Origin of the sequence: Streptomyces sp. NPDC057136 (genome assembly GCF_042670885.1) — a bacterium.
GTDB lineage: Bacteria > Actinomycetota > Actinomycetes > Streptomycetales > Streptomycetaceae > Streptomyces.
Window position 1 is genome coordinate 15,765 of record NZ_JBHUUV010000062.1, and the last position, 13,020, is coordinate 28,784.

The 13,020-nt window shown below is 70.4% G+C and carries 11 protein-coding genes; 5 read left to right on the top strand and 6 right to left on the bottom strand.

Annotated features, from left to right (window positions below; genetic code table 11):
* The first annotated feature begins 21 nt into the window (after positions 1-21).
* A complete protein-coding gene (locus tag ACFT7S_RS36895; protein WP_382740357.1) occupies positions 22-750 on the top strand; it encodes a DsbA family oxidoreductase in 729 nt (242 codons plus the stop codon).
* A gap of 97 nt (positions 751-847) precedes the next feature.
* The gene (locus ACFT7S_RS36900) at positions 848-1,909 is read left to right on the top strand and encodes an aminotransferase class V-fold PLP-dependent enzyme (RefSeq protein ID WP_382740360.1); all 1,062 of its coding nucleotides are present in this window, start codon (positions 848-850) and stop codon (positions 1,907-1,909) included.
* Between the two features lie 74 nt (positions 1,910-1,983).
* Here ACFT7S_RS36900 and ACFT7S_RS36905 read toward each other — a convergent pair whose 3' ends face one another.
* A complete protein-coding gene (locus tag ACFT7S_RS36905) occupies positions 1,984-2,493 on the bottom strand; it encodes a MarR family winged helix-turn-helix transcriptional regulator (RefSeq protein WP_382740363.1) in 510 nt (169 codons plus the stop codon).
* 168 nt (positions 2,494-2,661) lie between these two features.
* Between ACFT7S_RS36905 and ACFT7S_RS36910 the strand changes: the two genes are divergently transcribed.
* Positions 2,662-3,729, top strand: coding sequence for an alkene reductase (locus tag ACFT7S_RS36910; RefSeq protein ID WP_382740366.1), 1,068 nt, complete (start codon positions 2,662-2,664; stop codon positions 3,727-3,729).
* Between the two features lie 28 nt (positions 3,730-3,757).
* On the opposite strand, the gene ACFT7S_RS36915 is transcribed toward ACFT7S_RS36910, so the two are convergent.
* From ACFT7S_RS36915 to ACFT7S_RS36930, 4 genes are read right to left on the bottom strand one after another with little or no spacing between them, the layout of a single operon-like run.
* On the bottom strand, positions 3,758-4,837 hold the full coding sequence (locus ACFT7S_RS36915; RefSeq protein ID WP_382740369.1) for a LacI family DNA-binding transcriptional regulator: 1,080 nt from the start codon (positions 4,835-4,837) through the stop codon (positions 3,758-3,760).
* A gap of 42 nt (positions 4,838-4,879) precedes the next feature.
* The gene (locus tag ACFT7S_RS36920; protein ID WP_382740372.1) at positions 4,880-5,794 is read right to left on the bottom strand and encodes a carbohydrate ABC transporter permease; all 915 of its coding nucleotides are present in this window, start codon (positions 5,792-5,794) and stop codon (positions 4,880-4,882) included.
* A complete protein-coding gene (locus tag ACFT7S_RS36925) occupies positions 5,791-6,717 on the bottom strand; it encodes a carbohydrate ABC transporter permease (protein ID WP_382740375.1) in 927 nt (308 codons plus the stop codon). The genes ACFT7S_RS36920 and ACFT7S_RS36925 overlap by 4 nt, the downstream gene beginning before the upstream one ends.
* Positions 6,714-8,030: an ABC transporter substrate-binding protein gene (locus ACFT7S_RS36930; RefSeq protein WP_382740378.1), complete on the bottom strand. Its 1,317-nt coding sequence runs from the start codon at positions 8,028-8,030 to the stop codon at positions 6,714-6,716. The genes ACFT7S_RS36925 and ACFT7S_RS36930 overlap by 4 nt, the downstream gene beginning before the upstream one ends.
* A 180-nt stretch (positions 8,031-8,210) precedes the next feature.
* Here ACFT7S_RS36930 and ACFT7S_RS36935 point away from each other — a divergent pair, with 180 nt between their 5' ends.
* A complete protein-coding gene (locus ACFT7S_RS36935) occupies positions 8,211-10,256 on the top strand; it encodes a beta-galactosidase (RefSeq protein WP_382740381.1) in 2,046 nt (681 codons plus the stop codon).
* 61 nt (positions 10,257-10,317) lie between these two features.
* A complete protein-coding gene (locus ACFT7S_RS36940; RefSeq protein WP_382740384.1) occupies positions 10,318-11,874 on the top strand; it encodes an arabinogalactan endo-beta-1,4-galactanase in 1,557 nt (518 codons plus the stop codon).
* 6 nt (positions 11,875-11,880) lie between these two features.
* Here the strand turns inward: ACFT7S_RS36940 and ACFT7S_RS36945 are convergent, their stop codons facing one another.
* On the bottom strand, positions 11,881-12,891 hold the full coding sequence (locus ACFT7S_RS36945) for a VOC family protein (protein WP_382740386.1): 1,011 nt from the start codon (positions 12,889-12,891) through the stop codon (positions 11,881-11,883).
* Between the last annotated feature and the right edge of the window lie 129 nt (positions 12,892-13,020).

The following is a 13,020-nucleotide window of genomic DNA, read 5'->3' on the forward strand; positions in this document are numbered from 1 at the left end:
ATCCTGGAGAGAAGAAGAGTCATGCGCGTCGAGATCTGGAGCGACATCGCCTGCCCGTGGTGCTACATCGGGAAGGCCCGCTTCGAGAAGGGCCTGGCCGAGTTCGCGCACCGCGACGAGGTCGAGGTGGTGCACCGTTCCTTCGAGCTCGACCCGGGGCGGGCCAAGGGTGACACCGCGCAGGTGATCGACATGCTGGCCCAGAAGTACGGGCGTACCCGTGAAGAGGCGCAGGCCATGGAGGCCAACGTCGCGGCCAACGCGCAGGCCGAGGGGCTGGGCTACCGCACCGAGGGGCGCGACCACGGCAACACCTTCGACATCCACCGGCTGCTCCACCTGGCCAAGGCGCGCGGCCGCCAGGACGAGCTGCTGAGCCTCGCCTACCGGGCGAACTTCGCCGAGGAGCGCTCGGTGTTCGACGCCGACGTACTCGTGGAGCTCGCCGTCGAGGCGGGGCTCGACCAGGACGAGGTCCGCGCGGTGCTCGCCGACGCCGGCGCGTACGCGGACGAGGTCAGGGCCGACGAGCGCGAGGCGTCCGAGCTGGGTGCCAACGGTGTGCCGTTCTTCGTGCTCGACCGGCGGTACGGGATCTCCGGCGGCCAGCCGTCCGAGGTGTTCCTCCAGGCGCTGGAGCAGGCGTGGAAGGACCGCCCCGTCTCCGCGCTCACCACGATCGGCGACGACGCGGCGGCCTGCGACGCGGACGGTTCCTGTGAGGTCCCGCAGCCCGGAGTCTCCGCCTGAGCGTCCCGCTCGATGGCGGCATACATAAGCAGTCCTTGGGTGCACCCCTTAACTATTGGTAATTGACTATGAGTTGAGGGGCACCCAGGCTGGACGTATGCAGACGACCACGCTCAGCCAAGCGGCAGCCGCCGAGTTCGCGCCGGAGACCACCTACCTCAACACGTCCAGTTGCGGGCTGCTGCCCCGCCGTACGGTGGAGGCCGTCAAGGTCCTCGCCGACGAGAACGCCGCAGGTACGCGCGGCGGAGCCGGCAGCTTCGACGCGGTGGACGCGGCGCGGGCCGGTTTCGCCCGGCTCGCCGGGGTCGGCCCCGACCGGGTCGCCACCGGCGGTTCGGTCACCGTCCATGTCGGACTGGTCGCGGCCTCCCTGAAGCCCGGGGCCGAAGTCCTCGCGCCCGAGGGTGAGTTCAGCTCCGTGGTCAGCCCGTTCGCGCTCCGCGGCGACCTGCGGATGCGGTACGTCCCGCTGGACGGGCTGGCCGACGCGGTGGGGCCGGAGACCGGCCTCGTCGCCTTCTCCGGCGTCCAGTCCGCCGACGGCCGCGTCGCCGACCTCGACGCCATCCGGTCGGCGGCCGCCGCGCACGGCGCCCGGACCCTGCTCGACGCGTCCCAGTCGGCGGGCTGGTTCCCGCTGGACGCCGGGGCCTACGACTACACCGTCACCGGCGGCTTCAAGTTCCTCCTCTGCCCCCGGGGCGCGTCCTTCCTCACCGTGACCGAGGAGGCGCAGGCGACTCTGCCGCCGCTCTTCGCGGGCTGGGTCTCCGCCGAGGACCGGTGGAACAGCACGTACGGCCCGGTCGAGCGGCTCGCCTCCACCGCCCGTGCCTTCGACGAACCGCCCGCGTTCCTCGCGTTCCACGGGGCCGAGCACTCCCTCGCGCTGCTGGCGGAGATCGGCACGGATGCCCTGTACGCCCACGCCACAGGGCTCGCCGCCCGCTTCCGCAGTGGCCTCGTGGCGCTCGGCCACGAGCCCGTGCCCGGCACATCGGCGATCGTCGCCGTGCCCCGACTCGGCGCACGTACACCGGAGTTGGCGAAGGCCGGGATCATGGTCTCGGACCGGGCCGGGAATCTGCGGGCGGCCTTCCACCTCTACAACACCGAGGCGGATGTGGACCGGGCGCTGGATGTCCTGGGCGGCTGAGGAGGGAGAGGGCCCCCCGGACAGGCCCTAGGGCCTGTCCGCCGTGGCCCGGGCCATGATCCGCTGGGCAGGCCCTAAGAGCGCTCGGGGCAGTTGGCGGTCTCCTGGCAGAGGTTCTCCTCGACCTTGCCAAGCAGCCGGGCCAGCTCCGTGCGCTCGGCAGGGTCCAGTCCCACGAGCGTGTGCTCCTCCAGGCTCGCCCATGCGGCCCGTACGTTCGAGAGCAGGGTGCAGCTGCCGTCCGTCGCCTCGACCAGGACGGCCCGGCGGTCGTCCGGGTCGGGGCGGCGGCGGACGTGCCCCGTCTGTTCCAGACGCTGGAGCATCTTCGTGACCGTCGACGGGTCGAGGTCCATGGCCCTGATCAGGTCCGACTGGCGTACGGCCCCGGAGTCCCACAGGTGCATCATCAGATGCTCCTGGCCCGGGTAGAGGCCGAGCCCCTTGAGCAGCTTGCCCGCCGCGATCCGGTGCAGCCGTGCGACCCGTGAGAGGGCATGGCTGACCGGGCCGCCGCGGGCGGCCTCGGGCAGCAGGCCCTCCGTACAGGCGGGGTCTGCGGCGGCTGCGGAATCGGCCTTCATCGGGACTCCTCGGGGGTGGTGCTCGGGGTGCTGCCCGGCCGGTCCGTGTCGTTCCCGGCCACTTACCGGAAACTTTACCTTGGTCGACCAAGCATTGCGCTACAGTGGCGGCAGAGCGATTACTTGGCCGACCTAATATTGGTCGGCCACATATTCCTGGGAGCTTTTATGACCACCGTGTTCGACCCCATCGACCTCGCCGGTACGCAGCTCGCCAACCGGATCGCCATGGCGCCGATGACCCGCAGCCGGGCCGGCGAAGGCGGCACGGCCACCGATCTCGTCAACGAGTACTACACGCAGCGCGCCTCGGCCGGGCTCATCATCACCGAGGGCATCCAGCCCTCGGTCGTGGGCCAGGGCTACCCCTCCACCCCGGGTCTGCACAGCGCCGAGCAGGTCGCCTCCTGGCGCAAGGTCACCGACTCCGTGCACGCGGCGGGCGGCCGGATTTTCGCCCAGATCATGCACGCGGGCCGGATCGGCCACCCGGTGCTGCTGTCGGACGGGCTGGTGCCGGTGGGGCCGTCCCCGGTCGCCGCCCCCGGCCAGGTCTACACCCACGAGGGTCCGAAGGACTTCGTGGAGCCCCATGAGCTGACCGATGCCGAAGTACGTGCCACGATCGCGGACTTCGCCACCGCCGCGCGCAACGCGGTGGAGGCCGGTTTCGACGGCGTCGAACTGCACGGGGCCAACGGCTATCTGATCCACCAGTTCCTCGCGCCCAACACCAACCTGCGCGAGGACGCCTGGGGCGGCTCCGAGGAGGCCCGCATCCGCTTCGCCGTCGAGGTGGTCAAGGCCGTCGCCGCCGAGATCGGCGCGGAGCGGACCGCGCTGCGCATCTCGCCCTCCAACCCGTACAACGGCATCGAGGAGCCCGCGCCGGACGCCGTCTACACCGCGCTGGTCCGTGAGATCGAGCCGCTCGGGCTCGCCTATCTGCACGTGCTGGAGGGTGTGGAGATCCGCGAACTGACGCTCGCGCTGCGCAAGCAGTTCACCGGCACCTTCGTCCTCAACGCGCTGACCGAGGGTCCGACCGGTCCCGAGGACCACACGGTGATCGACGACGGAATCGCGGACATCATTTCTTACGGTGCGCTGTTCCTCGCCAACCCGGACCTGCCGGCCCGGCTGAAGGCCGGTGGCCCCTTCAACACCCCGGACGTCGCCACCTTCTTCGGCGGGGACGCGAAGGGCTACACGGACTACGCGCCGCTGGGCGCGTAACCCGTGCAGCCCGTGTAAGGCCCAGGTCCTACGCCGATTCGCGCCGCACCAGTTCCGTGGGGAGTATCACCGCCGCCGGGTCCTCCCCGCCGATCTGGGCCAGCAGCACCCGTACCATCTCGGCGCTGATCCGGTCCCACGGCTGCCGGATCGTCGTCAGCGCAGGGCGGGAGGCGAGCGCCGCGGGGGAGTCGTCGAAGCCGCCGACTGCGACATCCTCCGGCACCCGCCGCCCCGCCTTCTCCATCGCCGCGAGCACCCCCTGAGCCATCAGGTCGGACGCCACGAACACCGCGTCCACATCGGGGGCGCGCTCCAGGAGCAGCGAGGCGGCGGCCTGACCGCCCGCCCGGCTGTAGTCGCCCGGGACGATCAGCGAGTCGTCGGCCGGCAGTCCGCAGTCGGCGATCATCTCCCGGTAGCCCGCGAGCCGTTCCACCCCGCCCGGGGTGTCCAGGGGGCCGCTCACCGTACCGATGCGGCGGCGCCCCGACTCGTACAGGAACCGCACCATGTCGCGGGCGCCGTCGCGGTCGGCCGCCGCCACATAGCTGACCTTCGAGCCGTGCCCGAGCGGCTTCCCGCAGGCCACCAGCGGGACCCCCGCCTCGTGCAACTGGGCGGAGACCGGGTCCCCGGAGTGGCTGGAGACCAGCAGGACGCCGTCCACATGACCCGCGATGTACCGCATGTTCCTGCGGCGCTCCGCGTCCGTGCCCGCGATCATCAGGAGCAGCGGAATGTCGTGCGCGGCCAGCGCGGTGGTGCAGCCGCGCAGCAGCACATTGAAATTGGGGTCCTCGAAGAACCGCTCCTGGGGCTCGGTCAGCAGGAACGCCACCGAGTCGGACCGGCCGGTGATGAGCGAGCGGGCATGCCGGTTCACGGTGTACCCGGTCTTGCGGATCGCGGCGTTGACCGCGTCCAGGGCGGTAGGGCTGACGTTGTGACCGCCGTTGAGTACCCGCGAGACCGTGCCCCGGGACAGGCCGGCCTCACGTGCCACGTCGTGGATCGTCGGCGGCCGGCGGCGTCCCGTACCGGACTGTCCGGAGTGGCTGGACTGTCCGGAGTGGCTGGGCTGACCGGGCTGTTCTGAGCGGCTCATGGTGCATGATCTTTCATCAAATGAAGCCCTGGTGAGGAGCTGTCAGGACTTTACGGCGCCGGAGAGCAGATCGAGACTCCAGAAGCGCTGAATGACCAGGAACAGGGCGATCAGCGGGATGATCGCCAGCAGCGCGCCCGTGATCACCAGCGTATAGAGCGCCGGGGTGTTCGATCCCTGCTGGAGCAGCGTGAAGAGACCCAGCGTCACCGGGAACTTCTCGTCGTCGCCGAGCATGATGTACGGCAGCAGGAAGTTGTTCCAGACGGCGACGAACTGGAACAGGAAGACGGTCACCAGGCCCGGCAGCATCATCGGCAGCGCGATGGTCCGGAAGATCCGCCATTCGCTGCCGCCGTCCATGCGCCCGGCCTCGATCACATCGGCCGGCACCGCGGCGCTGGCGTAGATGCGGGCCAGATAGACGCCGTACGGGGAGAGGATCACCGGCAGCAGGACCGAGAGGTACGAGTCGGTCATGTCGGCCTTCGCCATCAGCAGGTACTGCGGCACGGCGAGGATCACCGGAGGCATCAGCACCCCGGCCATCAGGACGTTGAAGATGCTCTCGCGTCCCCGGAAGCGGTACACGGCCAGGGCGTAGCCGGTGATCGCGGACACGGCCGTGGACAGCAGGGCGCCGACACCGGCGTAGAAGGCCGAGTTGGCCATCCACTTCCAGTACACGCCGTCCCGGTAGGCCGACAGATCGGCGACGTTGTCGGCGAGACCGGTGCCCGGCAGGAAGGTGAACGTGGAGAAGAGCTCGCTGCCGGACTTCGTGGAGGCGACGAGAATCCAGGCGACGGGCAGCAGGCAGTAGGCGGCTCCGATCAGCAGTACGGCGGTCGGGACGAGGGCGGGACGACGACGGACCGGCGGGCCCTGGGGTGTACCGGGGGTGGTTCCGGCGGCGGGCGCCGCCTTGCGGAGGCGCGGGGTGGCCAGGTCACTCATCGGGAATCTCCCTGCTTCGTACGGGAGTTGGCTGCGCGGAGGAAGCCGAAGGACAGGGCCAGGGTGGCGGCGGCGATGATGACCGCCTGCGCCGCGGCCGCGTAGATGTCGTTGTTGACGAAGGCGTCCTGGTAGACCTTCATCAGCGGACTCCACGTGGTGGAGAGCGAGTTGGTCAGCGGCTTCAGGGTCGTCGGTTCGCTGAACACCTGAAGCGTGGCGATGATCGAGAAGAAGAACGTCAGCACCAGCGAGGGCGCCACCATCGGGATCTTGATCCGGAGCGCGATCTGCAGCTGCGAGCAGCCGTCGAGCCGCGCCGCCTCGAACACCTCGACCGGGATCGCCCGCAGCGAGGTGTAGATCACGATCATGTTGAAGCCGGTGCCGCCCCAGACCGCGATATTGGCCAGGGCGAGATACAGCGGCCCGCCGTCGAGCAGATCGGGCTGCGGCAGCCCCGCCCTGTCCAGCAGGTAGTAGAACGGGCTGACGTCCGGCAGATACAGGAAGCCCCACATCAGCGCGGCGACGACGCCCGGAATCGCGTACGGGAGGAAGATCGCCAGCCGGGTGAAGCCGCGCAGCCGGACCCGGTCGGTGTCCAGGAGCAGCGCGAACAGCAGGGCGAGACCGAGCATCACGGGGACGACGATCACGCCGTACCCGAGGATGCGCAGCGCTCCGTGCAGCAGCTCGGAGTCGGTGAGCGCGTCGGTGTAGTTGGCGAGGCCCGCCCAGATCTCGGTGCGTGCGCCCTTGCCCAGACCGAGGCCGGAGACCTCGGTCCTGCGGAAGCTGAGGTAGAGCGCGTAGCCGATGGGCAGGGCGAAGAAGAGCAGGAAGAGCAGGGTGGCGGGGATCAGGAACGCGTACGGGGCGCTCTTGACCCCGTACGACGTCCTGCGGCGTGCGCGTGTCACTCGGAGACTCCGAAGCCCTGCTTCTTGAGGTCGGCGACGGTCGCGTCCTGCATCGCGGTCAGGGCGGGCCCGAAGCCGGACTTGTTCTTGGCGGCCTGGGCGAAGTTGTCCTTGAAGGCGCTGTACGCGACGTTCACGTTCGGGCCCCAGGCGGCGGGGGCGGTGCCCTTGGCGATCTCGGCGGCCGTGTCGTAGAAGTCCGGCTGGTTCGAGAAGAAGACGGGGGCCTGTGCGAGCGCGCCGCCGGTCTGCGCGGCCGTGGCGGCAGGGTAGATGCCGCCTTCCTTCACCAGGGCGGTGAGCGCGGTGGTGTCCGTGTTCAGCCACTTCGCGAAGGTCGCGGCGGCTTCCTTGTGCTTGGAGTCGTTGGTGACGGCGGTGGAGGAGCCGCCCCAGCTGCCCGTGGCGCTCTCCCCCGCGTTCCACTGGGGGAGCGGCGCCATGGCCCACTTGCCCCTGGTGTCGGGGGCCGCCGTGGTCAGGGTGCCGGGCGCCCAGACCGCGCTGACCCAGGCGACCTGCTTGCCGGTGTTGAGCGCCTTGTTCCAGGCAGGGGTGTACATCGGCTGGTTGTCGATGGCGCCCTCCTTGACCAGGCCGCCCCAGAAGTCGGCGACCTTCTGCGTGGCCGGGTCGTCGATCGCGACCTTCCACTTGTCGTCGCCGGTGGTCCACCACTGGGCACCGGCCTGCTGGGCGAGACCGGCGAAGAGACCGGAGTCGTTGGACGAGAACGTGGTGAGGTCCTTGTCCGGCGCCTTCTTCTTCAGCGCGCGGGCCGTCTCGGCGAACTCGTCCCAGGTGGTCGGCACGGTCAGGCCGTACTGCTTGAACAGATCCTGGCGGTAGTAGAACATCAGCGGGCCCGAGTCCTGTGGCATCGCGTACAGAGCGTCCGAGCCCAGCGTCGCCTGCTGCCAGATGCCCGCGGCGAACTCGTCCTCGGCGTCACCGGCCTCCTTGGATATGTCGGCCAGGACATCGTTGGAGACGAGCGTGGGGAGCGCCTGGTACTCGGCCTGGACCAGGTCGGGGGCCTTGTGGGCCTTGGCGGCGGTGATGATCTTGGTAACCAGGTCGTCGCCCGAAGCCTGCTTCTTCACCGTGACCTTGATGCCGGCCTTCTTGCCCTCGCCCGCGTTCCAGATGTCCGCGACCTTGTCCAGACCGGGAGCCCAGGCCCAGTAGGTGAGCTCGACCGGGCCGGAGGTGTTCGGGGTCCTGTTGTCCTCGTCCGACGAGCCGCAGCCCGAGAGCAGAGCGGTGGCGGCGAGCACGGTGGCCGTGGACGCCGCGGCGATGCGGTACTTCATGGATTTCTCCCCTGGCGAGAAAGCGGGCTGCAGCGACGACGTGCGCTGTGAGCGTTCACAGTAGAGAAACGAAACCGACACTTGTCAATGGTTGTTGCTGTGCGGTTATGTTGGCTCTGCGCCACCGAGAGTGTGTGTGCACGTTCCCAGAAGTTGTACCAAAGAGCCCAGGAGACACCCATGCCGCATCCCGCCAGCGCGAGCGCCCCGCTCGGCCTGCACAAGCTGGCCTTCGGCGGTGACTACAACCCCGAGCAGTGGCCCGAGGAGGTCTGGCAGGAGGACGTGCGCCTGATGCGGGAGGCCGGCGTGACGATGGCCAGCGTCGGGATCTTCTCCTGGGCCCTCCTGGAACCCGAACCGGGTGTCTACGACTTCGGCTGGCTCGACCGGCTCCTGGACCTGCTGCACGCCAACGGCGTCCGTGCCGACCTCGGTACCCCCACCGTCGTCCCGCCCGCCTGGTTCTACCGCGCCCACCCCGACGCGCTGCCCGTCAGCCGCGACGGCGTGCGGTACGCCTTCGGATCACGCGGCGCGATCTGCCACAGCTCGCCCGCCTACCGGGCGGCGGCGGCGAACATCACCGAGCAGCTCGCCCGCCGGTACGCGGACCACCCCGCCCTCGCGATGTGGCACGTCCACAACGAGTACGGCGTCCCGGTCAGCGCCTGCTACTGCGACCAGTGCGCGGCCCACTTCCGCCGCTGGCTCGCCGAACGGCACGGCTCCGTCGAGGCCGTGAACGAAGCCTGGGGCACCGCCTTCTGGGGGCAGCGCTACCGCGGCCTCGACGAGATCGACCCGCCCCGCACCACCCCGACGGTCGGCAACCCGGCCCAGCAGCTGGACTACGCCCGCTTCGCCGACGCCACCATGCGCGAGAACTTCTGCGCCGAGCGCGACATCATCCACCGCCTCGCCCCCGGCGCCCCCGTCACCACCAACTTCATGACCGCGCTCAGCCAGTGCGACTCCGTCGACTACTGGGCCTGGGGCCGCGAGGTCGACCTCGTCAGCAACGACCACTACCTGATCACCGACGGCCGCCGCACCCATGTGAACCTCGCCATGGCAGCGGACCTCACCCGCTCGGTGGCGGGCGGTGCCCCCTGGCTGCTGCTGGAACACTCCACGAGCGGCGTCAACTGGCAGCCCCGCAACCCCGCCAAGCGGCCCGGCGAAATGGCCCGCAACAGCCTCGCGCACGTCGCCCGCGGCTCCGAGGGCGCGATGTTCTTCCAGTGGCGCCAGTCCCGCCGCGGCGCGGAGAAGTTCCACTCGGCGATGGTCCCGCACGCCGGCACGGACTCCCGGATCTGGCGCGAGGTCATCTCGCTCGGCGCCGACCTCGGCCTGCTGGAAGGCATCCGCGGCACCCGGACCGTCGCCGACGCCGCGATGCTGTGGGACTGGCAGTCCTGGTGGGCGCAGTCCCTGGAGTGGCGCCCCAGCGAGGAGCACGACGCCCGCGAGCGCGCCGACGCGTTCTACGCCTCGCTCTACGACCGGCACCTGACCGTCGACTTCGCCCACCCCGAGGCCGACCTCTCCGCCTACCCGCTGATCGTCGTCCCCGCGCTCTACCTCGCCACCGAGGAGACCGGCCGCAATCTGCGCCGTTACGTCGAGGGCGGGGGCACCCTCGTCGTCTCGTACTTCTCGGGCATCGTCGACACCAACGACGCCGTGCACCCCGGGCCGTACCCGGGCGTCCTGCGGGACGTCCTGGGCCTCCATGTCGAGGAGTTCTCCCCGCTCGGCGAGGGCGGCACGGTGCGGCTCATCACCCCCGAGGGCGCGCCCGAGGGACCCGGCCTGACCGGTGACCTCTGGTCGGACGTCGTGATCCCGCGCGGCGCCGAGACCGTCTGGTCGTACGCCGACGGCATCCCCGCGGGCCGCCCCGCCGTCACCCGCAACCGGCTGGGCGAGGGCACCGCCTGGTACGTCTCCACCCGGCTCTCCGGCCCCCACCTGGACGCCGTCCTGGACCGGGCCTGCGAGGACGCCGGGATCGCCCCCCGCGCCGGCCTGCCGCACGACGTCGAGGTCGTACGCCGCACCGGCGAGAGCGGCACGTACCTCTTCGTGATCAACCACACCGAGGGCGACACCGAAGTGCCGCTGGACGCCCCCGGCACCGAACTCCTCACCGGAGAGCCCGCCAAGGACCACCTCGCCGTTCCGGCGGGCGCGGTCCGCGTCGTACAGCTCGACGGCTGAGGCCCCACCGCACACCCACCGCACACCCCCGCACCGCACAACTGTCGAAGGGACATCGACGATGTACGGAACGTCGCACGGAAAGATCAGAGCCGCAGCAGCGGCAGCCCTCGGAGGGCTGCTGTTCGCCGCACTCCCCGCCCAGACCGCCCACGCGGCCACCACCCCCGCCAACCCGGGCTTCGAGTCCGGCGCCACCGGCTGGTCCACCTACTCGGCGGGCGGCCAGAACACCGCCTCCTTCACCGAGGCGGGCGGACACAGCGGCAGTACCCGGCTCAGCCACTGGGCCTCGTCGGCCTACAAGGTGGAGACCTACCAGTACCTCTCCGGTCTCACCGACGGTACGTACACCCTGAGCGCCTGGGTCCGTTCCAGCGGCGGTCAGAACTCCGCGTACCTCGCCCTGCGCAACTGCGGCAGCGCCGAGCAGCGAACCGACCTGCCGCCGACCGCCGACGGCGCGTGGATACGCCTGGTCACCTCCGTCAAGGTGACCGGCGGCGCCTGCACGATCAGCCTCAACTCCGATGCGCACGCGGGGGAGTGGGCCAACTTCGACGACGTCACCTTCACGGCGGGGACGACCGGGCTCGCCGTCAGGGGCGGTGACCTCTCCACCCTGCCGAAGAACGAGGCGTACGGCGCGACGTACCGCAACGCCAGCGGTGCGACCGGCGACGCCATGAGCATCCTGAAGAGCTCCGGGATGAACTACGTACGCCTCAAGGTGTGGGTGAATCCGGCGGACGGTTACAACGACAAGGCGCACGTCCTGGCCATGGCCAAGCGCGCCAAGGCGCTCGGCATGAAGGTGCTCGTCGACTTCCACTACTCCGACGCCTGGGCCGACCCGGGCAAGCAGATCAAGCCCGCGGCCTGGGCCGGTCACAGCTACACCCAGCTGAAGACGGACGTCTACAACCACACGTACGACGTGCTGAACGCCCTCAAGGCGCAGGGCACCACGGCCGACATGGTGCAGATCGGCAACGAGACCAACGCCGGGATGCTCTGGCCCGAGGGCTCCACCGACAACTGGTCCCAGCTGGCCGGCCTGCTCACCTCAGGGGCCAACGCGGCGAAGGCGGTCTCCTCGGGTACGAAGGTGGCCCTGCACCTCGCCAAGGGCGGCGACAACGCGGGCACCCGCTGGTGGTTCGACAACGCGGTGTCGCGCGGCGTGCCGTTCGACGTCATCGCGCTCTCGTACTACGGGTACTGGCACGGCTCCCTGTCCGAGCTCCAGACCAACCTGGACGACGCCGCCACGCGGTACGGGAAGCCCGTCCTGGTCGCGGAGACCGCCTACGCCCACACCCTCGCCGATGACGACGGCCTGGAGAACAACGTCGCCACGGCCGACCAGTTGGTCACCGGCTACCCGGCGACCCCGGCCGGCCAGGCCGCCAACCTGCGGGACGTCATGAACGTCGTCGAGGCCGTGCCGAACGGCCGGGGCATGGGCGCCGTCTACTGGGAGCCCTCCTGGACCGCCGTCACCGGCAGCGGCTGGGACCCGGCCGACCCGTCCTCAGGCAACGCGTGGGAGAACCAGGCGGTGTTCGACTACGACGGGAAGGTGCTCCCGGCAGCGAGCTGGTTCTCCCACCGGTAGCAGAACTCAGCCGAGCGGCGCACCGTGCCACTTCCACGAGGTGACACGGTCGCGGCCCGGCAGATCGGCGCGGCCGGTGGACCAGAGCAGGACGGTCCACCGGTCCTCGTCGGCCGGGGCGTCGGGGAAGAGCCGGGCCAGCACCCGGTCGCAGAGGTCCCGGGGCGGGGCCCAGGAGAGCGACAGCCCGGCGGCGACGTCGTAGGTGTGTACGAGGGTCTCCACGATGCCCATCGCGGCGAAGCCCTCCGGGTCGGAGACGCCGTACGAGTGGTAGGAGCGGACAGCGGGAGAAGCCGTCCGCACCATCGCGGCCAGGAGCGCGCCGCTCGCCTCCAGCGTCTGGAGCAGCCCGGCGGTTCCCGCCTCCGGGTCGGCGAAGATCGCGTTCCAGGGGCCGCCTTCGCGCTCCGGGGCCCAACGGTAGGGAACCTCGCTCTCCACCGACGGCTTGCGCGGACCGAGCTGGACGGCGTACGCGAAGAGGTCGTCGCTCAGATGCTCCACGGTCTCCCAGCAGTCCCAGTCCAACGACCCTGCCGGGATACGCCAGTTGTCCGCCGGGGACTTCGCGAGGGTGTCGACAGCGAGCCGCACCGCCAGCGTCACGTCGTCCGCGGTGACCGGCAGCCGGGACCCGGTCAGCCGGGCCCGTTCGGCGGCGCCGCACTCCACACAGAACTCGTTGCCCTCCGGGTCGGCCAGGGTCGCCCAGCCGCGCCCGTTCGGCTTGCGGTGATCGCCGGACATCGTGGCGCCGAGCGCCAGAAGCCGCTCCACCTCCTCGTCCCGCGTGCGGTCGTCGGGCTGGATGTCGAGGTGGAGACGGTTCTTGGTGCTCTTCGGCTCGGGCACGGAGATGAACAGCAGGGCGGCGCCCGGGGCTTCGACGAGCGCCTCGGGATCACCGGGCACGTCCTCGTCGGACACCGGGGCGCCCAGCACCTCGGCCCAGAACGTCGCCAGCTTGTAGGCGTCGGCGCAGTCGATGGTGATGTGGCGTACATGGGAAGTCATGGGCGCTACTGTCGCCCGTCGGGGGCCACGGGTCCAGTCGGTTTGGGGGGGGGGGGGCGCCCCCCCCCCCAAACCAGGCGGGGGCTCACAAAAACCGCCGGGAGTGGCCCCCCCCCCATAAAAACCCGC

What these genes read in the sequence shown, in the direction of transcription:
- ACFT7S_RS36895 (WP_382740357.1), top strand. Translation starts at nt 22, where the DNA reads ATGCGCGTCGAGATCTGGAGCGACATCGCCTGCCCGTGGTGCTACATC.
- ACFT7S_RS36900 (WP_382740360.1), top strand. Translation starts at nt 848, where the DNA reads ATGCAGACGACCACGCTCAGCCAAGCGGCAGCCGCCGAGTTCGCGCCG.
- ACFT7S_RS36905 (WP_382740363.1), bottom strand. Translation starts at nt 2,493, where the DNA reads ATGAAGGCCGATTCCGCAGCCGCCGCAGACCCCGCCTGTACGGAGGGC.
- ACFT7S_RS36910 (WP_382740366.1), top strand. Translation starts at nt 2,662, where the DNA reads ATGACCACCGTGTTCGACCCCATCGACCTCGCCGGTACGCAGCTCGCC.
- ACFT7S_RS36915 (WP_382740369.1), bottom strand. Translation starts at nt 4,837, where the DNA reads ATGAGCCGCTCAGAACAGCCCGGTCAGCCCAGCCACTCCGGACAGTCC.
- ACFT7S_RS36920 (WP_382740372.1), bottom strand. Translation starts at nt 5,794, where the DNA reads ATGAGTGACCTGGCCACCCCGCGCCTCCGCAAGGCGGCGCCCGCCGCC.
- ACFT7S_RS36930 (WP_382740378.1), bottom strand. Translation starts at nt 8,030, where the DNA reads ATGAAGTACCGCATCGCCGCGGCGTCCACGGCCACCGTGCTCGCCGCC.
- ACFT7S_RS36935 (WP_382740381.1), top strand. Translation starts at nt 8,211, where the DNA reads ATGCCGCATCCCGCCAGCGCGAGCGCCCCGCTCGGCCTGCACAAGCTG.
- ACFT7S_RS36940 (WP_382740384.1), top strand. Translation starts at nt 10,318, where the DNA reads ATGTACGGAACGTCGCACGGAAAGATCAGAGCCGCAGCAGCGGCAGCC.
- ACFT7S_RS36945 (WP_382740386.1), bottom strand. Translation starts at nt 12,891, where the DNA reads ATGACTTCCCATGTACGCCACATCACCATCGACTGCGCCGACGCCTAC.